General features: G+C 38.0%; 22 protein-coding genes and 1 tRNA gene. 2 read left to right on the top strand and 21 right to left on the bottom strand.

Annotation, left to right across the window (positions count from 1 at the left end; genetic code table 11):
• Positions 1-368: 368 nt before the first annotated feature.
• Positions 369-1,271 carry a TIGR01777 family oxidoreductase gene (locus CCE82_RS04595; protein ID WP_086428247.1) on the top strand — a complete coding sequence of 301 codons (903 nt, stop codon included), beginning with the start codon at positions 369-371 and terminating at the stop codon, positions 1,269-1,271.
• A 588-nt stretch (positions 1,272-1,859) separates the two neighbouring features.
• Here CCE82_RS04595 and CCE82_RS04600 read toward each other — a convergent pair.
• Both CCE82_RS04600 and clpP read right to left on the bottom strand, forming a co-directional pair.
• Positions 1,860-2,369: a GNAT family N-acetyltransferase gene (locus tag CCE82_RS04600; RefSeq protein ID WP_086428248.1), complete on the bottom strand. Its 510-nt coding sequence runs from the start codon at positions 2,367-2,369 to the stop codon at positions 1,860-1,862.
• Positions 2,370-2,465: 96 nt separating this feature from the next.
• On the bottom strand, positions 2,466-3,053 hold the full coding sequence (clpP, locus tag CCE82_RS04605) for an ATP-dependent Clp endopeptidase proteolytic subunit ClpP (RefSeq protein WP_086428249.1): 588 nt from the start codon (positions 3,051-3,053) through the stop codon (positions 2,466-2,468).
• A 151-nt stretch (positions 3,054-3,204) separates the two neighbouring features.
• On the opposite strand from clpP, the gene CCE82_RS04610 reads away from it, so the two are divergent.
• Positions 3,205-3,276, top strand: a tRNA-Arg gene (locus CCE82_RS04610).
• 6 nt (positions 3,277-3,282) lie between these two features.
• On the opposite strand, the gene whiA is transcribed toward CCE82_RS04610, so the two are convergent.
• The 19 genes from whiA to fakB1 all read right to left on the bottom strand — a co-directional run bounded on the left by whiA (position 3,283) and on the right by fakB1 (position 26,826).
• Entirely contained in the window at positions 3,283-4,227 is a 945-nt protein-coding gene (whiA, locus tag CCE82_RS04615) for a DNA-binding protein WhiA (RefSeq protein ID WP_086428250.1), read from the bottom strand.
• 46 nt (positions 4,228-4,273) lie between these two features.
• Positions 4,274-5,269: a gluconeogenesis factor YvcK family protein gene (locus CCE82_RS04620; protein WP_086428251.1), complete on the bottom strand. Its 996-nt coding sequence runs from the start codon at positions 5,267-5,269 to the stop codon at positions 4,274-4,276.
• 1 nt (position 5,270) lies between these two features.
• Entirely contained in the window at positions 5,271-6,179 is a 909-nt protein-coding gene (gene rapZ, locus CCE82_RS04625; RefSeq protein ID WP_086428252.1) for an RNase adapter RapZ, read from the bottom strand.
• 291 nt (positions 6,180-6,470) lie between these two features.
• Positions 6,471-7,403, bottom strand: coding sequence for a thioredoxin-disulfide reductase (gene trxB, locus CCE82_RS04630; protein WP_014614494.1), 933 nt, complete (start codon positions 7,401-7,403; stop codon positions 6,471-6,473).
• 62 nt (positions 7,404-7,465) lie between these two features.
• Entirely contained in the window at positions 7,466-8,905 is a 1,440-nt protein-coding gene (locus tag CCE82_RS04635; RefSeq protein WP_086428253.1) for a tetratricopeptide repeat protein, read from the bottom strand.
• A gap of 19 nt (positions 8,906-8,924) precedes the next feature.
• A complete protein-coding gene (locus tag CCE82_RS04640) occupies positions 8,925-9,410 on the bottom strand; it encodes an acyltransferase (protein WP_086428254.1) in 486 nt (161 codons plus the stop codon).
• Between the two features lies 1 nt (position 9,411).
• The gene (lgt, locus tag CCE82_RS04645; protein ID WP_086428514.1) at positions 9,412-10,248 is read right to left on the bottom strand and encodes a prolipoprotein diacylglyceryl transferase; all 837 of its coding nucleotides are present in this window, start codon (positions 10,246-10,248) and stop codon (positions 9,412-9,414) included.
• Complete coding sequence (gene hprK, locus CCE82_RS04650; RefSeq protein WP_086428255.1) at positions 10,248-11,189, bottom strand: HPr(Ser) kinase/phosphatase; 942 nt, start codon at positions 11,187-11,189, stop codon at positions 10,248-10,250. The genes lgt and hprK overlap by 1 nt, the downstream gene beginning before the upstream one ends.
• A gap of 1,325 nt (positions 11,190-12,514) precedes the next feature.
• Positions 12,515-12,865, bottom strand: a complete 351-nt coding sequence (locus CCE82_RS04655) for an SHOCT-like domain-containing protein (RefSeq protein ID WP_086428256.1) — start codon at positions 12,863-12,865, stop codon at positions 12,515-12,517.
• Positions 12,866-12,868: 3 nt separating this feature from the next.
• Complete coding sequence (gene uvrA / locus CCE82_RS04660) at positions 12,869-15,712, bottom strand: excinuclease ABC subunit UvrA (RefSeq protein WP_086428257.1); 2,844 nt, start codon at positions 15,710-15,712, stop codon at positions 12,869-12,871.
• Positions 15,713-15,717: 5 nt separating this feature from the next.
• Positions 15,718-17,700: an excinuclease ABC subunit UvrB gene (uvrB, locus tag CCE82_RS04665; RefSeq protein ID WP_086428258.1), complete on the bottom strand. Its 1,983-nt coding sequence runs from the start codon at positions 17,698-17,700 to the stop codon at positions 15,718-15,720.
• Between the two features lie 196 nt (positions 17,701-17,896).
• Positions 17,897-18,142, bottom strand: coding sequence for a CsbA family protein (locus CCE82_RS04670; RefSeq protein WP_086428259.1), 246 nt, complete (start codon positions 18,140-18,142; stop codon positions 17,897-17,899).
• A gap of 5 nt (positions 18,143-18,147) precedes the next feature.
• Positions 18,148-18,789, bottom strand: a complete 642-nt coding sequence (locus CCE82_RS04675) for a YfbR-like 5'-deoxynucleotidase (protein ID WP_019168503.1) — start codon at positions 18,787-18,789, stop codon at positions 18,148-18,150.
• A gap of 289 nt (positions 18,790-19,078) precedes the next feature.
• A protein-coding gene (prfB, locus tag CCE82_RS04680; RefSeq protein ID WP_119184401.1) for a peptide chain release factor 2 occupies positions 19,079-20,183 on the bottom strand; the annotation gives its coding sequence in 2 pieces (ribosomal slippage) (positions 19,079-20,110 and positions 20,112-20,183; 1,104 coding nt in all).
• A gap of 39 nt (positions 20,184-20,222) precedes the next feature.
• Positions 20,223-22,751 carry a preprotein translocase subunit SecA gene (gene secA / locus CCE82_RS04685; RefSeq protein ID WP_086428261.1) on the bottom strand — a complete coding sequence of 843 codons (2,529 nt, stop codon included), beginning with the start codon at positions 22,749-22,751 and terminating at the stop codon, positions 20,223-20,225.
• 432 nt (positions 22,752-23,183) lie between these two features.
• Positions 23,184-23,744, bottom strand: a complete 561-nt coding sequence (gene hpf / locus CCE82_RS04690) for a ribosome hibernation-promoting factor, HPF/YfiA family (RefSeq protein ID WP_086428262.1) — start codon at positions 23,742-23,744, stop codon at positions 23,184-23,186.
• Positions 23,745-23,808: 64 nt separating this feature from the next.
• Positions 23,809-24,477, bottom strand: coding sequence for a ComF family protein (locus CCE82_RS04695; protein ID WP_086428263.1), 669 nt, complete (start codon positions 24,475-24,477; stop codon positions 23,809-23,811).
• Complete coding sequence (locus CCE82_RS04700; protein WP_086428264.1) at positions 24,474-25,757, bottom strand: DEAD/DEAH box helicase family protein; 1,284 nt, start codon at positions 25,755-25,757, stop codon at positions 24,474-24,476. The genes CCE82_RS04695 and CCE82_RS04700 overlap by 4 nt, the downstream gene beginning before the upstream one ends.
• A gap of 184 nt (positions 25,758-25,941) precedes the next feature.
• Positions 25,942-26,826 carry a fatty acid kinase binding subunit FakB1 gene (gene fakB1 / locus CCE82_RS04705; RefSeq protein WP_086428265.1) on the bottom strand — a complete coding sequence of 295 codons (885 nt, stop codon included), beginning with the start codon at positions 26,824-26,826 and terminating at the stop codon, positions 25,942-25,944.
• Between the last annotated feature and the right edge of the window lie 63 nt (positions 26,827-26,889).

Here is a 26,889-nt window from a genome sequence, read left to right on the forward strand (position 1 = left end):
GAGTGTTTGCGTCCGACTTCCTTCAGATTCCACTTCGCAATGGACACCCTTGTCTTTCGCTAACAGTTCCTACTACCAAGCCTGTAACGGACTTTCACCGTCAAGATGTTACCCATGCCGGGCGCACTAATAAAGAGATCTGAATGCTGCACCATCCAGATCTCTACTAAAGGGAGTCAAAAATACCTTCGTCGTATATATTTAAGGGGTATACTGAATTTAATTAAGAGATGTATTAATTATCGAAGGTATCTCTATTATAACGTACTTTGTGAAAAAATAAACAGATACAAGACGTTGTAAGTGAAGAATTGATGACCATTTATTGACAATACTATGAACATACACGCGATAAAGGAGTGAATATCATGAAAAACTATTTAATCAGTGGTGGCACAGGCATGGTCGGTCGTGCGTTAGTTGAACAACTTACACATACCACAGATGCAATCATCTATATCCTGACAAGAAGTGATAAAACCTCTCAACAGGAAAATGTCCATTATATTAATTGGCATAAAGACGGTTGGGAAGCACAAGTACCTCACATTGATGTCGTGATTAATTTAGCAGGCGCCACATTGAACAAAAGATGGACTTCAAAGCATCAGCAGCTCATGATGACAAGCCGTATTCAATCTACACGTGCATTATTCGACCTTTTTGAACAACGCGAGCAAAAACCTGATGTTTTGTTTAACGCAAGTGCCATGGGGTATTATCCGCCCTCACAGACTGCTGTTTACACAGAAACTTATCAGACGACACCCCATGATTTATTATCAGAAATTGTTTATCAGTGGGAAAAACAGGCCACACTATTTGAAAAGCTAGGGACACGGGTTATTTGTGGGCGCTTTGGTCTTATCCTCTCTCTGAATGGTGGTGCACTTCCAATGATGTCACTGCCCTATCGTTTCTTCGTAGGTGGACGCATCGGCAATGGACGACAATGGTATTCATGGATCCACGTATCAGACTTAGTCCGTGCGATTCAATTTCTCATTCACTCACCTGAGGCTTCAGGACCATTTAACTTATCTGCACCCGCACCCGAAACACAACAACAATTCGGGAAGGTTTTAGGCAATGTCATGCACCGACCTCATTATACTTGGGTGCCTGCGTGGTTTCTACGGCTTGTACTCGGTAAAATGTCGACATTGATACTCGACACACAATACATGTTGCCACAAAAAATATCAGATTTAGGATTTCAATTCGACTATCCGACACTTTCATCAGCTTTAAAAGAATTATATTCAAAGTAAAAACCACTCTGGATGGTAGGAATACACAAAAATTTTTGACGCTATTGATGAAGTGTTTTGTTTAACTTGCCCTTTCTCTGTGAATTGTGTTTTTGATTGCCCGCATGGCTTCGCGTTCTTCCTAGGGACTGGTCCTTCGACTAACTATCGCTTGATTAAACTGTTACATTTGTTGAGGCGCTAGTGGATTCTGGGAGCAGTACAGAAATCTCATGTGCAACAAAGATTTCGTAGTACTGCCCCCGCAAGGCTGACTAGACTTCTCAAAAGTGATCGCATTGAGAAGTCAGACAGCTACTGCGATAAACAGCAACCATGATTAAACATTAGAACTCGCATTAAGCCCTTGTATTATCCCTCAGGAGTCTCAGCCTTCTGGCAATCTTATATCAAATGCAGTCACTTAGGGCAAGTTGATGAAATGAGGACAACCCATAGCATCCAATTATTACGTCCAATTCATCCTCATTTGTGGCTGTTTTATCATCATTAATGGATATAAGTCCTTCAATTGATATGGGTTGGGATAACATAATGTCCCGGCCCCATCTTTTTAGTGGTCTCCATTCACTTTTAAAAGCGTGCGATTCATTTTTCTGTTGACTTTAACTGTTTTTGATAAAATGCAAGATTTAACCAACGTTCAAATTTATAACCGACTTTTTCTAACGTTCCCATATGGTTGAACCCCATTTTTTCATGCAGTTTCAAACTTCCTTCATTGCTATCATCAATACCGGCTACAATCGTTTGATAGCCATTCTCCGTAGCATTTTCAATCACTCCTATTAACAACTGAGAAGCAATCCCTTGTCTCCTTGCGCTAGGACTGACATAGATAGAATGTTCAATGGTGTATTGATAAGCGGGCCAATTTCTAAAAGGACCATAAGTCGCAAAACCTAACACTTCCCCTTCATTTTCATAAACAAAAACAGGATAGCCCTCACGTTGCTTTTGTGCCAACCATTGACACCGCTCTTCCATATGCGTCGGTTCGTATGTATAAACTGCAGTGGTATGTAATATGGCGTGATTATAAATGTCCATGATTGCTTGTAAATCATCAGACGTTGCGAATCTTATATGTTGATGCATCGTCATTCCTCCCTCAATACACATCTTCAATTGTTTCCCATATACCAAAAAAGAGGTGAAACAGTTGTTCCACCTCTCACTTTTCGCATCACTTGATTAAGCTTTTTCTGGTTCCATCACTTCATCGATCAAACCATATTCTTTTGCTTCTTCAGCAGTTAAGAAGTTATCACGGTCTGTATCTTTTTCAATTTTTTCAATCGGTTGACCTGTACGTTCTGATAAGATTTTATTTAATCTTTCACGTGTTCTTAAAATGTGTTTCGCTGCGATTTCAATTTCAGTCGCTTGACCTTGTGCACCGCCGAGTGGTTGGTGAATCATCACTTCTGCGTTTGGTAATGCGAAACGTTTTCCTTTTGCACCTGCAGCTAATAAGAATGATCCCATAGATGCTGCCATACCGATACAAATTGTTTGTACATCAGGTTTAATGTGTTGAATGGTATCGTAAATCGCAAAACCAGCTGTGACACTACCACCTGGTGAATTAATATATAAATAAATGTCTTTCTCCGCGTCTTGCGCTTGTAGGAATAACAATTGTGATACGATTGAGTTTGCCACGTTATCATCAATTGCTGAACCTAACATGATAATACGGTCTTTCAATAAACGTGAATAAATATCGTATGCGCGTTCACCGCGGTTTGTCGTTTCAATAACTGTAGGAATTAAATTCATTGGATGATTCCTCCTAAATTGTTTAATTTATGTTTATTCTAACGCAAAAGTCAAAAATGGTCAAAAACAACGCATTCACGAACGAATTTGCGTTAGGAGTTGACCCTTGAATGCCCGAACGGTACAATGGTGAATAGACTTACGCAATTAACCCCTCGTAGTGTAATGGATAACACATAAGATTCCGGTTCTTACGATAGAGGTTCGATTCCTCTCGAGGGGGCTACTTTTAAACTTCAAATCGTTCCCCACTTCTAATTTTATCAGCCATTTCATTCAATTTTCTCAAACGATGATTAATACCTGATTTGGAAATTGTACCTGTACTGACCATTTCACCTAACTCTTTTAACGAGACATCTTGATGCTCAATACGCAATCTCGCTACTTCTCTTAAACGATCTGGCAGGTTATCAATGCCGATTTCTTGGTCAATCAATTGAATGCTTTCCACTTGTTTCATCGCTGCACTCACTGTCTTATTCAAGTTCGCTGTCTCACAATTGACGAGACGATTCACCGAGTTACGCATATCTCGCACAATTCTCACGTCTTCAAACTTTAATAGCGCTTGGTAACCACCAATTAAACTTAAAAATTCAGCAATACGTTCAGCTTCTTTGAGATATGTAATCCATCCCTTTTTGCGTTCTAAACTTTTCGCATTTAACTCATACGTATTCATCAATTGCGTCAAGCCAGCTGAATGCCCTTCATAAAGCGAGAAAATTTCTAAATGATATGACGATGTTTCTGGATTATTCACGGAGCCACCTGCTAAAAATGCACCACGTAAATAGCTCCGTCTCATTTCATCATCTTTCACCATTTCAGGATCAATTTCATGACTGAACATGCCATTTTTCAAAATACCGAGTTCATCTAGAATTTCTTTCGTCTTCATTTTGATTCGACAAATATAAATATTATTTTTCTTCAACTTCATTTTTTTACGCACTAATATTTCAACTTCTACTTTGAATACAAATTTGATGAGCGAATAAATACGTCGCGCCGTCGTTGCATTCTCAGTTTGAATATTAATCACAAATTGCTGATTGGACAGGCTTAAAGCACCATTCATCCGAATCAACGCACTCAGTTCTGCTTTAGCGTTCTCATGGTCAACTTCAATTCGTGTCAGTTCATTTTTCATTTCAGATGCAAAGCTCATATTGAATCTTTCCCTTTCTATTTGCTATGAATCAAAATGGCTACCATTAGGATTTGAATTGATCAGGATCAAACTGAATTGTACTAATTTCTTGTAGTGCAATTTCATAAATCATTTCTGCTAAAACTTCTGTACGATGTCGGACGTAATCATGTTCAGAAATTTCTACAAGATGTTCCCCGGTCACCAGTTGTACACCGAGATGGTTCAACTCATCCTTATCATAATAAACAGGCTTCGCGCCCTTCGCTTCATATTTTTCAATAATCTGAGGTGAAAATTCTAGCTGATTCGCAATCACAAAGTCAAGCACGTGACCACCGAGTTGTTGATGAATGGCATCGATATGATCCATCACCGTGTATTGATCCGTTTCTCCCGGTTGTGTCATGATATTAGAAACATATAATTTTTTCGCATCACTTTCTACAATCGCTTGGGCAATTCCCTTTACACACAAATTCGAAATGACACTTGTATATAAAGAGCCTGGACCTAACACAATCAAATCCGCTTCACGCAATGCTTCAACCGCTTCGTCCATTGGCTGTACATCGGCTGGTTCTAAAAATACACGCTTAATCTTTTTTTGTTTTCTTGGAATATTAGACTCACCTGTGACAATTTCTCCATCTTCCATTTCAGCATTTAAAGATACACTCGAAATCGTTGACGGAATCACACGTCCTTTAATATTTAAAATTTTACTCAATTCTTTCACAGCATGACCGAAATCGTGTGTAATGTTCGTCAAAGCCGCAATCAGTAGATTCCCCAGAGAGTGTCCGCTAATTTGGTCTTCTTTAAATCGATATTGAAACAGTTGCTCGAGCGTTGGTTCTACATCACTTAAAGCAGCCAAAACGTTACGCACATCTCCTGGTGCCGGAATATCCATTTCATCTCTTATTTTACCCGTGCTGCCCCCATCGTCTGCTACTGTCACAATTGCTGTAATATCTATCGGAAAAGATTTTAATCCTCTTGCCAAAACGGATAAACCAGTACCTCCACCAATCAGTACTAATTTAAGTTGTTTCATTTTACTCGCCACTTTCTATATGTGCATCACGATGATGAACATATACATTATAATCATAAATCTGCTTTAGTTCTTCAGCTAAACGTTGTGCTAGTGCGACTGAGCGATGTTGACCGCCTGTACATCCAATTGCGATAACGAGTTGTGATTTACCTTCTTTTTTATAACCCGGAATCATAAACAACAATAAATCTAATAATTTTTCATAAAATGTATTTGTTTCTTTCCACTTCATGACATATTTATAAACCTCTTCATCCATACCTGTGAGCGGTCTCAATTCAGCCACATAATATGGATTGGGTAAAAAGCGGACATCAAACACTAAATCCGCATCAATTTGAATCCCATGTTTAAATCCAAAACTAGAAACATTGATTGTAAATGTTGATTTATTTTCTTTATTAAAATATTCGTAAACACGTTTTCTTAATGCTTTAGGCGATAATTTCGTTGTATCTAATGTATAATTGGCCAAACTTCTTACTTCTGAAAGTAATTTGCGTTCTTCATTAATCGCTTTGACTAGTGGTAATTCCGTATGTTCTTGTAAAGGATGTTTACGACGTGTTTCTTTATAGCGTGAAATGAGTTTTTCAGTATCCGCATCAACGAATAACACATCGACAATCACATCTTTACGACTCTGTACGGCATCGATTTCGCGTACTAAATATTGGAAAAATTCGCGTCCTCTTAAGTCGATGCCTACCGCGACTTTTTGCATCGAAGGATTACCTTGCTCCATCAACTCTACAAATTTCGGTAGTAAAATCGGCGGTAAATTGTCGACACAAAAATAGCCTAAGTCTTCCAAGCTTTGAATGACTAATGATTTCCCTGCACCAGAAAGACCTGTGACAATAAGGAGTTCGCTTTTTACAATTTCGTTATTTTCTTCATGTTGCATTATTGACCACCATCCAATCATATTCTCTATTAGTTTACATGAAATCAGTCTAAAGTTATAGAGGGATGATACGCATATCTATGTTTTTGGAATAATTGCGATGTGCTAGCCACATTGACCACTTATTCTATATCTAATTTTGTTGAGTTACGGTTAATGCATCCGCGATGAAATTCAATCAACAAATATTTCAGGAATAATTCAGCGCTACAGACACGCCTTTAAATGCTATAAAAAAGGAACTGGAAACGGTGTCCAGCTCCTGTTGATTCAATGTCATCTGTTTAATATTTAGTCATGTAAGCTTTCGATATATTCTTGTGCACTTTGCGCAGCGATACTGCCGTCACTTGTTGCTGTAACGATTTGACGTAAACCTTTTTCACGAACGTCTCCTGCTACAAAAATCCCTTTAATCGCAGTACTCATATCATCGTTTGCAACAATATATCCTGCTTCGTTTGTGATACCTAAATTTTCAAATGGTTGTGTTAGTGGTTTCATACCTACATATACGAATAAACCATCTGCTTCAACTGTTTGTTCAGTTCCATCAACTGTTGAAACAAGTGTTAATGAACCGACTTTACCGTCTTTTTCATTAACAGATTTAAGTGTGTGATTCCAAATAAAATCAATTTTATCATTTTTAAAGGCACGATCTTGTAGGATTTTTTGTGCTCTTAGTTGATCACGACGGTGTACGATTGTGACTTTGCTAGCAAATTTAGTCAAGAATGTTCCTTCTTCCACTGCTGAATCGCCGCCACCGATAACATAAATATTTTTGTTTTTAAAGAAAGCACCATCACATACAGCACAATAGCTGACACCGCGGCCTCCGAGCTGTTCTTCTCCAGGTACGCCAACTTTTTTATATTCCGCACCCGTTGCAATAATAACAGCCGTCGCTTCAAGTGTACTAGAACCAAAATCAATGACTTTATAATCGCCTTTATCTTCGATGCCTTTAATATCGCCATATTTGTACTCAGCGCCGAATTTTTTGGCATGATCAAACATCTTACTTGAAAGGTCAGGTCCTGAAATCATTTCGAAACCTGGGAAGTTTTCGACTTCTTCAGTGTTCGCCATTTGCCCACCAGGCATACCGCGTTCAATCATTACTGTATTTAAATTCGCACGTGAGGCATAAACAGCAGCTGTCATGCCTGCTGGTCCTGCACCAATAATCGCAACATCATATCTTACTTGTTCTGACATGATCTGTTCCTCCTTTAATTTCATCATACGCATTTTACAACATTTAATTCAAGGACTCAAATTTAAATGCTCAACAGATGCTGTAGTGCATGTTCAAAAGCGTCAGTTGCCACATCAAAATGTTCAATAATTTGCGGTTGTGTCATCTCTTCGTCTTCTTTTTGATTGAAAAAGAGATACGCGACAGCAGCAACATAAGCTTCTACTTGTTCGTGGTCGACTTGATCGGCCAATAAACTTTCTGCATAACTAATCCAACTTAAAAATAACGCTGAGTAGGGTTGTGTTTCAGGGAGGCGATAGAGTATCTCCATACCTTGATGAATAAAGTGTAGTTTTGTGAGTTGAAGATTTTGAATGAGATATGAGAGGTACAGTTTTTCATAATCTCCCATTGATTCTAAAATATTCCAAACTTCTTTCGTCATCAAAATTTCTTTACCATTGAGTTGGTTTAATAAAAAGAGTCCATACAAACGTTCATGTTGATCATCACTCAGCAGTAAAGGTTCCACATGTTGATTAAAATAAGTCGCACTTTCTTCAATGACCCATGGCGGAAAACCACGATTCGCTTTTGAAAATTGCGTCAACACTTGCCAAAAGTGCTGACTCTGCTCAATATTTCCTAGGTAATAATAATTAAAAGCTAATGCATGAAATAATTGGAACGTCTGAAATTTCCCTTTTCGGTGTAGAGGTATTAATAACTGTTGAGAAGCTTCATACTGTTTCAAATAACTTAACACGATACCGAGTTTAAAAGACTCTTCATCATTCATCGGCCTAATTTTATTTAATATTTTCACATAATGTTGGAAGCGCGTTTGTCGATTCATGTTGTAAAGCAGTAAAGTGTAATGACATAACGCATGTACATCGGAAGGATCTTCTTTCAACAAGCGCTCGAACATTTCTTGTGCAATTTTGTTTTCATTTAAATAAAGGTAACACATTGCGAGTAAATTGCGGATAATCCGATTGTCTTGAATCTCTTCATCTTGCCTCAACAAATATTCACGGGCTTCTAACAAACGACCCTGACCGAATAAATATTGAAAAATGACCTGTGCGACAAACAATTGACTCTCCTCTTCAAGCGCATGTTCACCATTAAAAGCCACTTCAAACATGTCTTCCAACTCTTCTCGGTATTCTTCATCTTCAGCTAAAAATGCATAACTTAAACCAAACAAATACGCTTTATTCGGTTCGTTAATGTCAATGTTCAACTGACTTAATTCATAGTAAGAAGCTTCCAACTCTGTGCCTTTGCTAATTTCTTCATAATAAATTGCTTCAGCGCGTCGAGGTGCATTTAACTTGATATAGCACGTAGCGAGTTGTTGTTTCGCCTCAAAACAATCTGGTGACAACGCTAACACTTTTTCTAAATAGCGTTGTGCTTTCACATAATCTTGTTGTTGTATTTTTTGTTTTGCTAGACGTTCATAAAGTGCCACATCATCGCTGAATTGTATAATATTTCTTTTTTGTGTCATTCATTGTCACCTCACTTTTTTAATGTTTTGAGTTAATTTGTATCGGATTGCCATACGCCACAGTATGATCAGGAATATCTTTGGAAACAACACTCCCTGCTCCGATTTGCACATAGCTTCCAATTTTCACACCTGGTAAAACGGTCACATTCGCACCAATCATTGTATGGTCCCCTATTTCAATTTCACCGACTCTCATCGATTCTGTTAAAAATTCATGGGTTAACAATGTCGTATTATAACCAATAATAACGTTATGACCAATCTTTATTTTTTCTGGATATAATAAATCCGGCACCGCTTTAAAAGCAAATGCAGTCTGTTCACCAATCGTCATTTTTAATAGATGTCGGTAAATCCACCGCTTCAGCCCCACATGCGGGATGTATCTTGCTATCTCAATAACCAATGTGTTTTTAAATAATCGCGTCACACGGATATAACGATAGAGATAATGTAATGCATTATAACGCGATGTCGGATAAACTTTGAGTCGTCGTTTCAACTTAACGCTTTCCTTTCTTATCAAACGGCCAACTTAACACTTTCGCCTCACGATATAACGGAATGTCTTTTTTAAATCGACGCCATACAATAAAGACAACACCTATGATAATGCATAGAATTGACACCGCCTGCGCAATTCGAATCGTTTCAGTTAACATTAAACTATCTGTACGCAATCCTTCTATGTAAAAACGTCCAATTGAATACCAAATTAAATATACGAAAAATGTTTCGCCAATTCTTAAACGGCGACGTAAAGTAATTAAAATAATAAATCCTATAACATTCCATATCGATTCATATAAAAATGTCGGTTGATAATAAACCCCGTTCACTTGCATGTTTTCAATAATAAATTCAGGTAAGTGGAGAGACTCTAAAAACGAACGACTCACTGGACCACCATGTGCTTCGTGGTTCATAAAGTTACCCCAACGGCCAATCCCTTGTGCTAAAATAATACTTGGCGCTACAATATCACCTAATTGAAACGGATGCCAGTTTTTTCGATAACAGTAGTAAATACCCACTGCAAACGCTCCTATAAGTCCACCATGTATCGCTATACCGCCATGCCAGATCATCGGAATTTCTAGCGGATTTTGGACATAATAATCCAGTTGGAAAGCCACGAAATATAAACGTGCAGTAATAATAGCGACGAATACACAAACTAATAAAATATTCACAAGATCATCTTCGCGGAATCCTACCGACTGAGCACTTTTTTGTGCTATCCAATATCCAATAAGTATCGCACTCGCTATGATAATACCGTACCATTTCACTTCTAAGCCACCTAATGAAAAGGCGACGGGGTCAATGTATCCTATCATCATTCTGTGTCTCCTTTATTTTGTTGACTATTTTTTAATATTTCAGCATTTAAACGTTCGTTAAATTCTTCTGCCGTATTAATGCCCATAATGTTCAAGCGGTAGTTCATTGCCGCCACTTCAATAATGACAGCTACATTTCGACCAGGACGAACGGGAATCGTCTTTTTCGTGATTTCCGTATCTAAAATTTTAAGCGTTTCGTGATTTAAACCGACACGATCGTATAACTTATCTTGATGCCAAGTTTCTAAATTAATATTCAAGCGAATTCTTTTTTGCGTTAAAATCGAACCCGCACCGAACAATGTCATTACATTAATAATGCCCAGGCCTCTAATTTCTAACAAATGTTCGATAATTTTAGGCGCCTTACCGATTAATTGATCTTTCGTAATCTCTTTAATCTCTACATTATCATCTGCGACAAGACGGTGTCCTCGCTTAACAAGTTCTAGAGCCGTCTCACTTTTACCTATACCAGAATCCCCTGTAATTAACACGCCGACACCATATACATCGACAAGGACGCCATGTAACGAAGTCGAATTGGCAAGCTCATGTTCAAGGTACGTCGTTAAACGTCCCATGACACGTGTTGTTGCTTCGTCGACATAAATCAGTGGCGTATCCAACTCCTTTGCCGCCTCTAACAACTCATCCGGTGCATCATGTCCACGCGTAATAATAATTGCTGGTGTTTCTGGACGACAAAGTTTACGCATGCGCCCTTGACGTTCAGCATCTGGTAATAAATTATAGAATGACAGTTCCGTCGTTCCTAAAAGTTGGATACGGTTGGAAGCATAGTGAGAAAAATACCCTGCCATCTCCAAACCGGGTCTAGAAATATCTGTATTATGTATCGGACGATTTAACCCCGCTTCTCCAGCGACAACATTCATATTAAATCGCTTCACTAAATCTTCAGTCGTTAGCATCTAATCACCTCAGTTTTACTGTTTATTTCAAATCGCATTTCATCACACAATCACTTTTTGTGTCTGATTACGCTTTTCATTATACATGAATCTCCGCATTTGAAACACAATTCAACATGTCTGACATTCATCTAAAATCCACATCATCCTACTTTTATCGTGATGTGTAAATCAGGTACAACACTTGACTGTTCCTATTTTACATATCGCGCATTGTAATAATACACATCAAACCATTTTCAAACTATTTTAGATTTAAAAGTATACCACTAAAAAGCGACAAGAGATACTCAACTTTAGTATGAAACCAAAAATAAAATGCCATTTATAATTGTCTTTGGATAATCACTCACTAAAACATTTTAGGAAGCATCATGAACTCACTGCTACAAACGTCTCGATTCAATCTCATATGCGCACAGTGATAGAAATGCAGCACTTGGAAAACAGAACCTATTCAGTTCCCTCGTACTCCTTACATCCACTCATTCAACTAAAAAAGTGAATAGAATCGATGGAGCGTTGAATGGGACTTACACTTTTTATGTATAAATAGCACGTAAGGTGTGATGCTCTTTTGGTTTGCAAGAACCGCACGAGACTCCTGAGCGATAAAGTTAAAAATCAAATTGATAATTTTTAACTTTGACTGTGGTTGCTATTTATCGCAGTAGCTGTCTGACTTCTCAACGCGCCCGCTTTTGAAAAGTCTAGTCAGTCTTGCGGGGGCAGTATTACGAAATCTTGTTTCCACATGAGATTTCTGTACTGCTCCCAAAATCCGCCAACGCTTCAACCATGTTCAGTTCAATCTACTGTTGGCGAGTTGAGACAAGTCGTCAACTTTTATACCTTCTCATTCAATAAGGAAAGCATGCGCGAAAGACAGCGTATAGTGAATGGTACGCTCATTTTTCTGCATGACTCATATTACAGGTGAAGCCACTCCACCTTGATTGCCAAAGCCGTGCAATACTCCTGAGGGATAGAGTTAAAAACAAAATGTCGTCTTTTAACTCTGATAGTGGCTACTGTTTATCGCAGTAGCTGTCTGACTTCTCAATGCTCATGCTTTTGAGAAGTCTAGTCAGCCTTGCGGGGGCAGTACGACGAAATCTTTGTTACTCATAAGATTTCTGTACTGCTCCCAAAATCCAATTCAGCTTCCTTCAATTACGATATAGCTGAATTTAGTCGAAGGTTCAGCCCCTTGGAACGCGCAGCACGGTTAGGCAATCTATGTATTACGACAACCTACTCTATGTTAGTCACATGTCCTAAAAACTAAAGGAAGTGTACCATTCACAGCACACTTCCTCTACACATTAATCTTTCTTCATTTTCTCTCTCACTTCATTCAACGTCTCTTCCACTTTCTTCAAAGCCGCTTGACGCTCACTTTCGCTCATCTCTTTCACTTTATCACGATTCACACTAATAAACTTTTGTCCATGTTTCAAAAGACTCGCTACACTATCTAACGTGCTATTCACAAATCCTTCTACCGTTTCTTCAAAATCACGCGTAGTTTTTTCAGAACGATCGCTTTTATCTTTTTTTGTTGAATGTTCTACTTTTTCTTCCGTTGTCATCGCGTCCAATAATGTCGTTGCTTCTTCTACAGAAATTTTGCCAGCTTGTAACAATTCAAGTACTTTTACTTTAGCTTCTTCCATGGGTTAGCCCTCCATTCGTTCCTTATCACGCGCTAATACAGTTTTGAGATAACGACCGGTATAAGATTCTGGGATAGCGGCAATTTCTTCAGGTGTCCCTGTCGCAAGAATTGTACCACCGCCGTCACCACCTTCAGGACCTAAATCAATTAAGTTATCTGCTGTTTTGATGACATCTAAATTGTGTTCGATAATCACCACTGTGTCACCATTTTCAACGAGTCGATTGAGCACTTTTAATAATCGACTAATATCATCAACGTGTAATCCTGTCGTAGGTTCATCGAGAATATAAATTGAACGCCCAGTCGCACGTTTGTGTAGTTCTGATGCAAGTTTGACACGTTGCGCTTCACCACCTGAAAGTGTCGTTGCAGGTTGTCCAAGCGTGATGTAACCTAATCCAACATCAACTAAAGTTTGTAGTTTGCGCTTGATTTTAGGAATATTTTCAAAAAATTGAGTCGCATCTTCTACAGTCATTTCTAATACGTCAGCAATATTTTTACCTTTATATGTCACTTCTAACGTCTCACGATTGTAACGTTTACCATGACACACTTCACAAGGTACATAAACATCAGGTAGAAAATGCATCTCTATTTTAATAATACCATCACCTTTACACGCTTCACAACGACCACCTTTAACATTGAAACTAAATCGTCCCTTTTGATAACCGCGCACTTTCGCTTCATTTGTTGAGGCAAAGACATCACGAATATCATCAAATACACCTGTATACGTAGCAGGGTTAGAACGCGGTGTACGGCCAATCGGTGACTGATCGATATCAATAATTTTGTCGATTTTATCCATTCCTGTAATTTCATCATGCTCGCCAGGTTTCACTTTCGACTTGTTGATAGCTTTTGCAAGTGACTTATAAAGCACTTCATTTACGAGTGAACTTTTCCCTGAACCAGATACCCCTGTCACCACATTCATGACAGAAAGCGGAAAATCAACATCGACATTTTTAAGGTTATTGCTACGTGCACCTTTGATTGAAATTTTGCGATCTGTCACAGGACGACGATGTTCAGGAACTGGAATGAATTTTTTACCGCTCAAATATTGCCCTGTGAGTGACTTTTTATTACGCATCACTTGTTTCGGCGTACCACTTGCAATCACTTCACCACCATGCTCACCCGCACCAGGACCAATATCAACAAGATAATCCGCCGCAATCATCGTATCTTCGTCGTGTTCTACAACAATTAATGTATTACCTAAATCACGCATTTCTTGTAATGTATGAATTAAACGGTCATTATCTCGTTGATGCAAACCAATAGAAGGCTCATCAAGTACATACAATACGCCCGATAAACGTGACCCAATTTGTGTCGCGAGTCGAATACGTTGCGCCTCACCACCTGACAATGTGCCAGACGAACGATTGAGTGTTAAATAATCGAGTCCTACATTATTTAAAAAGGCTAAACGTGACGTAATTTCTTTTAAAATTAAATGTGCAATTTGTGCATCTTGTTCAGACAACTCGATATTCTCGTAATATGTCAATGCTTCTTTAATGGATTGTTCCACCACTTCACCGACATTTTTACCTGCTACATAAACAGACAATGCTTCACGACTCAAACGTTGACCATGACACGTTTCACACACTTGTTCACCCATATATTTTTGCATCATTTCACGCACATATTCAGAAGGTGATTCGTGGTAACGACGTTCAATATTAGGCACCACTCCTTCAAATGGCATCGTGCGTTTACGTTCTTGACCGAATTTCGATTTGAATGTAAAGTCAATTTCTTTGTCACCTGAACCATATAAAATGATATTTTTTTGGCGTTCAGTCAATTTTTTAAATGGTTTATCCATATTGATTTTGTACACTTCACAAACACGTTTTAACATAGAGGGATAAAAGTCAGAACTTGTCGGCTCCCAAGGTAAAATCGCGCCTTCATTGAGGGTCTTATCTTTATCAGGAACGACTAAATCTAAATCTACAGTTAACTTTTGTCCTAAACCATCACACGTTGGACACGCACCGAATGGACTGTTAAAACTGAACATTCTCGGTTCTAATTCCCCAATTGAAAAGCCACAAATAGGACACGCATGCTTTTCAGAAAACTCTAGCTTATCCCCATCAATAATATCTACGACGAGTCGTCCATCCGCTAATTCGAGTACAGTCTCGATAGAATCTGCTAAACGTGTTTCGATGCCAGGCTTCACTACTAAGCGATCAACTACAATTTCAATCGTATGGTTTTTATTTTTATCGAGCTCCGGCACTTGTGTCACGTCCATAATTTCACCATCAACACGTACACGCACATAACCTTTTTTGCTAATATCCGTTAATAATTTTTCATGTGTCCCTTTACGATGGTTCACAACGGGTGCTAACAATTGAATTTTCGTACGCTCTTCTAGTTCCATAATACGATCAACCATTTGTTGTACTGTTTGTGATTCAATTTCAATACCATGATTTGGACAAAATGGTTTGCCGATACGTGCATATAGAAGACGAATGTAATCGTAAATTTCCGTTACCGTTGCCACAGTTGAACGCGGATTTTTACTCGTCGTCTTTTGATCAATCGATATCGCTGGAGACAAACCTTCAATAGTATCGACGTCTGGTTTATCCATTTGGCCTAAAAACTGACGTGCATATGCGCTTAAAGACTCCACATATCTCCGTTGCCCTTCAGCATAAATCGTATCAAATGCTAATGAAGACTTCCCTGAACCAGATAGCCCCGTCATAACAATGAGTTGATTTTTTGGCAATTCGATATCAACATTTTTTAAATTGTGGGCACGTGCCCCTTTCACTACGATTGATGGTTCTTTCATGCATTTCACCCTTTTGATTTTAGTTCAAATAATAAATCTCTTAATTCGGTTGCTTTTTCGAAATCTAATGCTTTTGCAGCTTCCTTCATTTCTTTTTCTACATTTTCAATCGTTTTCTCACGTTCTTTTTTCGTCATTTTCTTCGGTACTTCTTTGCGTTGATCTTCATTTGTTTCATCCGTTTCAACCGTCGCACTAATGACATCATGAATTTGTTTATTAATCGTTTTTGGTGTAATACCGTGTTTTTCATTGTAAGCCATTTGAATTTCACGACGGCGTTCCGTTTCATCAATTGCGACTTGCATTGAATCTGTTATTTTATCAGCATACATAATCACTTGACCTTTATCGTTACGCGCTGCACGACCTATCGTTTGGATTAATGAACGCTCAGAACGTAAGAACCCTTCTTTATCCGCATCAAGGATTACGACCAATGAGACCTCTGGAATATCAAGACCTTCTCTAAGCAAGTTAATGCCGATGAGTACATCATAAGTGCCCATTCGTAAATCTCGAATAATTTCAATCCGTTCTAACGTTTTAATTTCAGAATGCAAGTAATTAACCTTTACACCCGCTTCTTTCAAATAGGTTGTTAAATCTTCACTCATTTTTTTCGTTAATGTCGTAATGAGCACACGGTCACCTTGTTCAGTACGTTCTTGAATTTCACTGAGTAAATCGTCAATTTGATTTTTCGTAGGGCGGACTTCGATTTTCGGATCTAATAAGCCGGTTGGTCGAATGATTTGTTCGATCATTTCGTCTGTATGTTCGATTTCATATGGACCTGGTGTCGCCGATACATAGACCAGTTGTTTCGCTTTTTGTTCGAACTCTTCAAATTTTAACGGTCTATTGTCTAAAGCACTCGGCAAACGGAAGCCATGCTCGACCAACACTTTCTTACGTGCTTGGTCTCCATTATACATCCCGCGAATTTGAGGTAACGTCACATGAGATTCATCAATCATTACGAGCCAATCATCACCAAAATAATCTAACAAAGTATACGGTGTAGAGCCGAGTGGACGTAACGTGAGATGAACCGAATAGTTTTCAATACCAGAAGTAAAGCCCATTTCACGCATCATCTCTAAATCATAATTCGTCCGTTGTTCTAAACGTTGTGCTTCGAGTAATTTATTTTCACTTCTTAAATGTTCAAGTTGTTCCTCTAATTCTTTTTCAATGCGTTCGATAGCGATTTTCATTTTTTCTTCGCGGGTAACGAAGTGAGAAGCTGGGAATAGCGCAAAGTGTTCGCGTTCTTTTAATACTTCCCCAGTTAAATAATTAATTTCACTAATACGGTCTACTTCATCACCAAAAAATTCCACACGAATACATAACTCTTCACGTGAAGCTGGGAAAATTTCAACGACGTCACCGCGCACTCTAAATGTTCCACGTCTAAAATCAATGTCATTTCGTGTATATTGCACGTCGACGAGCTTTCTTAATAATTCACTTCGGTCCATTTCCATTCCCACACGGATACTCACGACTAAGTCACGATATTCGTCTGGATTACCTAAGCCATATATACAACTCACGCTGGCAATAATAATGACATCATCTCTCTCAAATAGTGCGCTCGTTGCTGAGTGTCTCAATTGGTCAATTTCATCATTAATCGATGCATCTTTTTCAATAAACGTATCGGTAGACGGAACATACGCTTCTGGTTGGTAATAATCGTAGTAACTTACAAAATATTCCACTCTATTTTCAGGAAAGAAGGTTTTGAACTCACTGTACAATTGCCCTGCTAACGTTTTGTTATGTGCAATAATGAGTGTCGGTTTGCCCACTTCTTTAATGACATTACTCATCGTAAACGTTTTACCTGTACCCGTTGCACCGAGTAATGTTTGATGACGTTTCCCTTCTCGTATCCCTTTCGCCAGTGCTTTTATCGCTTGAGGTTGGTCCCCTTGTGGCTCAAAATTTGAAGCAATTTTAAAATCATGATGCTCCATTCACTGTCCGCCTCCTATCTACTTAGTATTCATATTTTAACAGAACACCTCTATAAAATACAAACATTTGTTCGTAATCCAACACAAAGAGGAGTGCTTCTGATAACATTCAAACTGTGTCAGATTCACTCCTGGTGTGACTATGGTCGCTATTTCTAAGCAAGGGGCATACGTGATGTTTGTCACAACAAAACGTTTACATGCCTCCTTCTTTATCATGTTCAATATGATGAATTTTAAGTTCTTCTACAATAGTATAACCTGCTAACAATGATACTACATCAAGGAAAATAATCCATTCATTATGGAAAAAACCTTTATAAACTGAAGCACCAATCACGATTAATGTAATGAGCGTACCCATCCATTTACTTCTCGTTATTGCGCTGAAAATAACCACAAGGACACAAGGAAAAAAAGCGGCCAATAGATACCAAATCAACCCTATCACATCTTTCTTTTATTTAGGATTTGCATCGTCATTTCTTTTAATTCAGTGCGTGGTATAAATCTTTCAGTTAACATTTCTGGAATAATATTTTCAATAAAATCCTGTACAGAAGCCAAGTGATCAAACTGCATAATCGTTTCGAGACTCATCTCATATATTTCAAAAAATAGAGGTTCAGGATTACGCTTTTGGATTTCACCAAATGTTTCATATAATAAATCAATTTTATCAGCGACCGATAGAATTTGTCCTTCTAACGAATCGTCTTTACCTTCTTGTAAGCGGCGGCGATAAATATCCTGGTACTGTTCTGGAATTTCTTCCTTAATGAATGTATCAACCATTTCTTCTTCCACTTGTGAGAACAGTTTTTTCAATTCACCACTTGCATACTTCACAGGCGTTTTGATATCACCGGTGAACACTTCAGCAAAGTCGTGGTTCAATGCTTTTTCGTATAAACTTTTCCAGTCTACAGTCTTACCATGATATTCTTCAACCGTACCTAAATATTGAGCAATTTTCGTAACTTTGAAAGAGTGCGCGGCTACATTATGCTCGAAATATTTAAATTTCCCGGGTAATCGAATAAGTTTTTCTAAATCTGATAATCTTTTAAAATATTGATGAATGCCCATAATCAACCTCCTCTTGTTCATGTTTACATTTGATGTCCATTTGTTGATTATATTAACACATTTATTCTGAAAATATCACTTGTTTCTTAAGCTTATAAAAAATAAATTGGATATCATTCCGAAGTCTATCGGTATCCTGTCCAGGTTAATAGCAAGACCTAGTGTTTCAATCTTGGATAAGCTTTTTTAATTCCGTCATCATCATATAAACAGAGCACTTTCTTCTAATAAAATACACTTCAGGGCTCGGACAATTCCATGCCCCAGCCCTCACTTTGTTATTTTTCTTTTATTGCATTTGATGTCTTAAATACGCTTCGATAAACGGACCGATTTCGCCGTCCATTACCGCATTGACGTTACCTGTTTCTTCATTCGTACGGTGGTCTTTCACCATAGAATAAGGATGGAACACGTAAGAACGAATTTGACTACCCCAGCCAATCTCTTTTTGCTCACCACGAATAGCAGCTAACTCTTGTTCTTTTTGCTCTAACTCAAGTTGATAAAGTTTCGCTTTCAACATTTTCATCGCTGCTTCTCTGTTTTTAATCTGTGAACGCTCATTTTGGTTATTCACAACAATACCCGTCGGATGGTGTGTAATACGGATGGCTGATTCAGTTTTATTGATATGCTGCCCCCCCGCACCAGAAGCACGGAAAGTATCCACAGTAATATCGTCTGGGTTGATTTCAATTTCAATCTTTTCGTTGTTAAATTCAGGAATCACGTCGCATGACGCAAATGACGTATGGCGACGACCTGAAGAATCAAACGGTGAAATACGCACGAGACGATGGACGCCTTTTTCTGCTTTTAAGTAACCATAAGCATTGTGACCTTTGACGAGCATTGTCACACTTTTAACACCTGCTTCATCACCTGCTTGGTAGTCCACGATCTCTACTTTAAAACCTTGTTGTTCACAGTAACGTTGGTACATACGTAACAACATATTTGTCCAGTCTTGAGATTCCGTTCCACCTGCACCAGGATGTAGCTCGAGAATAGCATTGTTCGCATCATGCTCACCATCAAGTAACAGTTGCAACTCGAATTGATCCACTTTCGCTTGGAATCCGATGACTTCTTGTTCTAAGTCATCTTTCATTTCCTCATCGTACTCTTCTTGTAACAATTCATGCGTTGCAACCATCTCTTCAAGTGTTTCAGCCACATTATAGTAACTGTTCACAACAGATTTTAATGCATTGTTTTGGTCGATAATCGTTTGTGCACGATCTTGATCATCCCAAAACTGCGGATCCGCCATCATTTCTTCATATTCTTGGATGTTCGTCTCTTTGTTTTCTAAGTCAAAGAGACCCCCTAAGTTGTTCTAATTTTGTAGCAAAACTATCCATATTGCGTTTAAGTTCGGACAATTCCATCATGTATCGCTCCTTTTAAATATTCAACTATTGCCACTGCTATTTACCGTGACAATTTTTATATTTTTTGCCGCTTCCACATGGACATGGTTCATTACGTCCGACCTCTTGTTCTTTTACAATTGGCTGCGGTTTCACTTTTTCTTTACCATCTTCAGCAGAAACATGTTTGCCTTCTAATTCTTTCGTTTTCTCACGTTCAACATCTTCTTCTACTGTGATGACAGATTTTAAAATGTATTTGCTGACATCTTCTTCAATACTTTGCATCATGATATCAAATAATTGATGTCCTTCATTTTGATAGTCGCGTAATGGATTTTGTTGACCATACGAACGTAAATGAATCCCTTGACGAAGTTGATCCATCGTATCGATATGCGATGTCCAATGATTATCAATAGAGCGTAATAAAATCATACGTTCAAATTCTGGCATACGGTCACCAAGTTGATCTTTTTGACGATTGTATGCAGCTTCAATTTTCGCCCAAATCACTTCAAAAATGTCTTCTCTATCTTTACCATTGATTTCACTTTCTGTTAAGTCACCTTCATGTAAAAAGATGTCTTGAGCATAGTGAATCAGTGGCTCATAATCCATTTTTTCTTCATCTTCATTCACATAATAAAGCAATGCACGGTTTAATGTTGATTTCATCATTTGCATCACAAGTTCCGTGCTATGATCTTCGTCTATAATTTGATTACGTTCTTCATACATGATTTCACGTTGTTTACGTAAGACTTCATCATATTCCAAAATACGTTTACGCGCATCAAAGTTGTTACCTTCTACACGTTTTTGTGCTGATTCAACTGCACGAGAAACCATTTTAGATTCAATCGGCGTCGAATCATCCATTCCTAAACGACTCATCATCGCTTGCATACGCTCTGAACCAAATCGTACCATCAAATCATCTTGTAATGATAAATAGAAACGACTGTCCCCTTTATCACCTTGACGACCTGAACGACCACGCAACTGATCATCAATACGACGTGATTCGTGACGCTCTGTACCAATAACCGCTAGACCGCCTAGCTCTTCAACACCTTCACCCAGTTTAATGTCTGTACCACGTCCGGCCATGTTTGTCGCAATCGTTACGGCACCTCTTTGGCCAGCGCCTGATACGATTTCCGCTTCTCTTTCATGGTTTTTCGCGTTGAGGACACTATGACGAATACCGCGTTTTTTCAATAAATTCGAGATATACTCTGACGTTTCTACTGCCACAGTACCCAATAATACTGGCTGCCCTTTGCGATGTTTTTCAATAACTTCTTCAACTACCGCATCAAATTTACCTTTTTGACTCACATAAATTAAATCTGAACGGTCCACACGCTGTACAGGTCGGTTTGTCGGAATTTGAGTCACTGTCATGTTATAAATATTGCGGAATTCTTCTTCTTCTGTTTTTGCTGTACCTGTCATTCCCGCTAATTTATTGTACATTCTGAAATAGTTCTGGAATGTAATCGAAGCCATTGTCTTAGATTCGTTTTGAATTTGAACATTCTCTTTTGCTTCAATCGCTTGGTGTAAGCCTTCTGAAAAACGACGACCTGGCATCGTACGACCTGTAAATTGGTCGACGATTAAAATTTCGCCACCTGTTACCATGTAGTCTACGTCGCGTTGCATTGTATAGTGTGCGCGTAAAGCAAGGTTAATGTGATGAATAACATCCACATGTTTCACATCGTATAAGTTATCGATTTTAAACATACGTTCTGCTTTATCAATACCTTGCTCTGTCAATTGAATACTCTTCGTTTGCACATCATAGTTATAATCTTCTTCAGCTTTAAGCATTTTAGAAAATACATTCGCTTGTGTATATAAAGACGTTGATTTTTCCGCTTCACCTGAAATGATTAACGGCGTACGGGCCTCATCAATTAAAATAGAGTCCACCTCGTCAATAATCGCAAAATGTAACGGACGCATAACGCGGTCTTCTTTATAATTCACCATATTGTCACGTAAATAGTCAAAACCTAGCTCGTTATTTGTACTGTATGTGATGTCTTTGCTATAGGCTTCACGTTTTTCTACTGTACTTAAACTATTAAGGTTCAAGCCTACTGACAGACCTAAGAAATTGTACAGTTCTGCCATTTCTTCACTTTGAACACTAGATAAATATTCATTCACCGTAATAACGTGTACACCGCGACCAGTTAATGCATTTAAATAGGTTGGCATTGTTGCAGTTAATGTTTTACCTTCACCGGTTCTCATTTCTGCAATATCACCTTTATGAATGGCAATCCCACCCATGATTTGTACTTTATATGGTGTCATATTAAACACACGTTTTGAAGCTTCACGTACAAGCGCAAAGGCTTCTGGTAAAATTTCATCTAATTTATTATTTTGTTTTTTAATATCTTCTATTTGTTGAACTTCTTCTTGAAAAGCTTTCGTCTTCGCTCTCATTTCATCATCAGTTAGCAACGCAATATCTTCTTCTAATGCGATGACTTTATCTGCTAACTTACTTAAACGTTTGACTTCTCGCTTATTACCGTCAATCATTTTAGTTATCAAACCCATTTTGTTCGCTCCTTTAGCCATAAAACTGTGCCGCTTACAACTATCCATCATATCATTTTTCGGTATAAATTTATACTCAAACCACTTATATATGCTCGTATCATTTAACAACTTTATTATAATACTTCATACAGTAAAATAACAATGTACGATACGTCTTCACGCGTCACTTTTAAAATTAAAATCAAATTTCTACTTTATAACCATTCATATTACTCATCAAGTCATCCGCTTTAAGTCAGACATTTGAACGATACACTCAGGATGGTTTCTCTTATTATAAAAGAAGGGACAAGCTAAAAATCTAATTCAACACATTAGACTTTTAACACTTGCCCCATAGATTATTGCACGCATCACAGCGCGTTCAATCAAGATTATTACTTATTGAATTGTGCCGCTATGAACGTGACCACTTTATGTTTAAAGTAGTTATTCCGTTTCAATTAAACCGTATTTACCATCTTTACGACGATAAACAATGCTAGTGCCGTCAGTTTCACGATCATTAAACACGAAGAAGTCATGACCTAATAAGTTCATTTGAAGTACAGCTTCTTCTGAGTCCATTGGTTTTAAGCTAAATGTTTTAGAACGAATAATTTCGATATCAGATGCTGTTGCCTCTTGTTCAGCTTCTGGTTCAACAGCTTCAACATCTGTGAAAACATCTTCTTCATAACCACGGTCTCTGTTTTTACGGTTGACGCGTGTTTTATACTTACGAACTTGACGTTCAAGTTTATTGTTAATTAAATCAATTCCTGCATATAAATCATCGTGTCTTTCTTCTGCACGAAGCGTTACATTTTTCAATGGAATTGTCACTTCGATTTTAGTGCTAGAATTTTGATAAGTTTTGACTTTAACATGCGCTGTTGCATTCGGTACATTAGTGAAGTAGCGCTCTAACTTACCAATTTTCTCCTCAATATAATTTCTAATAGCATCTGTGATTGTGAGGTTGTCTCCATGAATTTCAAAGTTAATCATAGTGCTCGCTCCTTTCAACCTCTTTTTATAATATATTCCTTACTTATATTTTAACATGTTTACGCTATCTCGCAAACGTTAACATACTTAATTTTCTGACTTTTTGTTGTAATAATACATTTCCAGCACAGTGGGCAGTGTGACCAGTCGTGTAAATATCATCAATAAGGAGAATCGTTTTGTTTTCTAGACAAATATCACCATCAAAATAAATGGGGTTATCACTTTCATATCGTTCTGCACGTGATAATGTATATTGTTTCGAGCGAGAGTACATTTTCAAACAGGTGACATAGGGTATTTTCATATGGTTGAGTATTGTTTGAACCGGGTTAAATGTGCGTTGTAAATCATGCTCTGGACTTGAAGGCATCGGTACAATGATTTCATTCGGTTTACGTTGAATACGTATATAGCTGGCAAAAATTTCTGCAATCGCAACATCATTTAAAAATTTATATTGATGCATTAAGGTTTTTACAAAGTGATCATAGTGAAATTGTGCTTCAATGGTATCAAAATGGACACTGCTATCTTTTCGGTTTCGACAATTTTGGCATACCCCAGAATAGTCGAGGTTTCCTTTACAATATGAACATCTATTCGTCTCATCAAAACGACAATGCTCTATCAATGCGCGACATTTCGAACATAACGTATGACTTCGTGAAAATAAATGGGCGATTAAAATATCTTCACGCATTGTATTCATACAAAATAGACATCGCTTCATATGATCCATCCTCGTTTCCTTGCTTGTTGATTCATTTCCATAATTTCACGTCGCGCTTGATACATCGCTTTTGTACGCCCTTCATGCAAAAACAGAACTTCTCCATCTGGACAAACTACTTTTCGTCCCACACGTCCTGCTATTTGTATTAAGGCCGTTGAGGTATAGCGATGACTGTCAACGACCCACACATCTAAATATGGCATCGTAAATCCTCTTTCTAATATTGTAGTCGTGAGCATCACATCATACACCCCATTTCTTAAATCCTCTACTTTCTGTAATCGTTCAGGGTCTTCACTATAAACAAATCCTAATCGTGCCACTAAGGTCGTGTAGGTTTTAAAAAATTGCTTCATTTCACAAATATCACTAAAAAATATTAATGTCGTACGTTGTTGGCGTTGTTGTTCTTTCATGCGCTTTAATAAATAGAACTGTACTTTGTTCACACGGAGCTTAAAGTATTTAAAAATGGGTGTCACTAATGGATGTTGATGGAATCTTGCTGGTAATGTTAGTGTATGCGCATCATCAAATTGCGCTTTTAAAGTAACGGGTGGTGTTGCTGTCATATATATGAGCGCTTTTTCTGTTTTCGCTGCATTTTCTATCGTTTGCATTAAAGAAGGATCCATAGCGAGAGGAAAAGCATCGACTTCATCAATAAAAATGACATGAAAGTGCCGTTTAAACCGATACAATTGATGCACCGTTGAAATGACAAAATGCGCATCAAATTGTTGACGACTCGCTTGATGTAAAATATCAATCGTTTCATTTAAAAAAGTCTGCTTGATACGCGCACTCACTTCAATCACAACATCTAGCCGTGGTGAAACGACCGCGACATTGTAGCCTTGGCGTCGTGCTTCTGCAATGGCTTCAAACATCATTTCAGTTTTACCCGCGCCAGTCACCGCATGGAGTAATAAAGATTCCTTGTGCAACACTGCTTGGACAATGTGATTAGAGGCATATTGCTGCTGTTCTGACAGTTGAAAAGGTAAATGGTATTCTGCTTCTGAACGACAACTTAAGCTCTTCATCGTATAAACGTTCGTAACACTGTCCATCCGCCCCATTTGAATACAATGACGACAGTAAGTGATTGTGTCATCCACATGACTTTGATATTGATAAAAATGATAAGGCGCTTCCGTTGCACATCGCGTACATTTCATTCCTGTTCGCGTTTGTATCACACCTTTTTCAACCTTAATAATTTGTTCTTGAGAAAATGAAGTTGCATCTGTGATGAGTTGACCATTAGGGTACATTGTTAAGCTCCTTTCATTAAGGTACACGTTCCAAACGATGATTTTACTTTTTTTATTTCAACTTTTTTTGCTACACGTATACATATGAAAAATACGCTGGCAAAAAGCCCACACACTAGATTTCTCCAAATAAAAAAACAGCCTCCTTTTCTAGCTAGGAAACTGTTTTAAAATCATTCGCGCTTTATCGTTCAACATTGACTGAGTCAGGGACATCGATATGGCGGTTGACGACACCAATCCCAAATCCACCTAATCCTAAATGTGAAGTAATTACTGGTCCGAGTTCTGAAAAGGCTAAATTTTTGTCCGGATACTTCTCTTTAAGGCCTTGATAAACACTTTGAGATTCTTCTCTATCATCGCCACCAATAACCATAATCGTTGACGCCTCATATTGATTCGATAACTCAACGGCTTTATCTTCAATTAACTTTAATGCTCTTTTTTTCGTACGTACTTTTTCGTAAGGGACAATCAAGCCATCTTCAAACGTCAGCACAGGTTTCATTTTTAATAAATTTCCAATCCATGCTTGTGCACCTGTAATCCGACCACTTTTATGTAAGTTTTTCAAATCATCCACAACTAAAAATGCACCCACATGTTGGACCATATCGTCTAAATCTGATAATATCGCTTCAACGTCTAATCCTTGCTTAATTAAATCTAAAGCACGGAGTACAAGCGAACCTTCAGGTAGACATGCAATTTTTGAATCGACTGGGTGAACACGAATCCCGTCTACCATTGTTGAAGCTTGTACAGCAGTTTGATATGCACCACTGATGCCACTTGAAAGATGTACAGCGATAACATCTGTATAGCCTTCATCTCTGTACGCTTCATAAGCACTAATCATTTCACCGATTGCCGGTTGACTTGTTGTTGGAATAGTTGTCGAAGTTCTTAAGATTTCATGAAATTCGTCTGCAAAGATTGAAATGTTTTCTTTGTAGTTTTCACCGTTTTCTAATGTCACACTTAACGGCACAACACGAATATTATTTTTTTCTAATATATGTTGAGGGATATAGCTTGTTGAATCAGTCATTACAGCTATTTTCATGTTTTCTTCCTCCTCTAAAGCAAACACTAAATTTTAATCATGAATATGTGCAAAACCATTCAC

It is taken from the genome of Staphylococcus cornubiensis (assembly GCF_900183575.1).
GTDB classification, from domain to species: domain Bacteria; phylum Bacillota; class Bacilli; order Staphylococcales; family Staphylococcaceae; genus Staphylococcus; species Staphylococcus cornubiensis.

Bases quoted from the DNA above. Each gene is read 5' to 3' on its own strand.
- secA (WP_086428261.1), bottom strand. From the start codon at position 22,751: ATGGGTTTGATAACTAAAATGATTGACGGTAATAAGCGAGAAGTCAAA.
- CCE82_RS04635 (WP_086428253.1), bottom strand. From the start codon at position 8,905: ATGACACAAAAAAGAAATATTATACAATTCAGCGATGATGTGGCACTT.
- fakB1 (WP_086428265.1), bottom strand. From the start codon at position 26,826: ATGAAAATAGCTGTAATGACTGATTCAACAAGCTATATCCCTCAACAT.
- uvrB (WP_086428258.1), bottom strand. From the start codon at position 17,700: ATGGAGCATCATGATTTTAAAATTGCTTCAAATTTTGAGCCACAAGGG.
- whiA (WP_086428250.1), bottom strand. From the start codon at position 4,227: ATGAGCTTTGCATCTGAAATGAAAAATGAACTGACACGAATTGAAGTT.
- CCE82_RS04620 (WP_086428251.1), bottom strand. From the start codon at position 5,269: ATGAAACAACTTAAATTAGTACTGATTGGTGGAGGTACTGGTTTATCC.
- CCE82_RS04655 (WP_086428256.1), bottom strand. From the start codon at position 12,865: ATGGAAGAAGCTAAAGTAAAAGTACTTGAATTGTTACAAGCTGGCAAA.
- lgt (WP_086428514.1), bottom strand. From the start codon at position 10,248: ATGATAGGATACATTGACCCCGTCGCCTTTTCATTAGGTGGCTTAGAA.
- uvrA (WP_086428257.1), bottom strand. From the start codon at position 15,712: ATGAAAGAACCATCAATCGTAGTGAAAGGGGCACGTGCCCACAATTTA.
- clpP (WP_086428249.1), bottom strand. From the start codon at position 3,053: ATGAATTTAATTCCTACAGTTATTGAAACGACAAACCGCGGTGAACGC.
- CCE82_RS04695 (WP_086428263.1), bottom strand. From the start codon at position 24,477: ATGAAGCGATGTCTATTTTGTATGAATACAATGCGTGAAGATATTTTA.
- CCE82_RS04600 (WP_086428248.1), bottom strand. From the start codon at position 2,369: ATGCATCAACATATAAGATTCGCAACGTCTGATGATTTACAAGCAATC.
- hpf (WP_086428262.1), bottom strand. From the start codon at position 23,744: ATGATTAACTTTGAAATTCATGGAGACAACCTCACAATCACAGATGCT.
- trxB (WP_014614494.1), bottom strand. From the start codon at position 7,403: ATGTCAGAACAAGTAAGATATGATGTTGCGATTATTGGTGCAGGACCA.
- hprK (WP_086428255.1), bottom strand. From the start codon at position 11,189: ATGCTAACGACTGAAGATTTAGTGAAGCGATTTAATATGAATGTTGTC.
- CCE82_RS04675 (WP_019168503.1), bottom strand. From the start codon at position 18,789: ATGGGCATTCATCAATATTTTAAAAGATTATCAGATTTAGAAAAACTT.
- rapZ (WP_086428252.1), bottom strand. From the start codon at position 6,179: ATGCAACATGAAGAAAATAACGAAATTGTAAAAAGCGAACTCCTTATT.
- CCE82_RS04595 (WP_086428247.1), top strand. From the start codon at position 369: ATGAAAAACTATTTAATCAGTGGTGGCACAGGCATGGTCGGTCGTGCG.
- CCE82_RS04700 (WP_086428264.1), bottom strand. From the start codon at position 25,757: ATGTACCCTAATGGTCAACTCATCACAGATGCAACTTCATTTTCTCAA.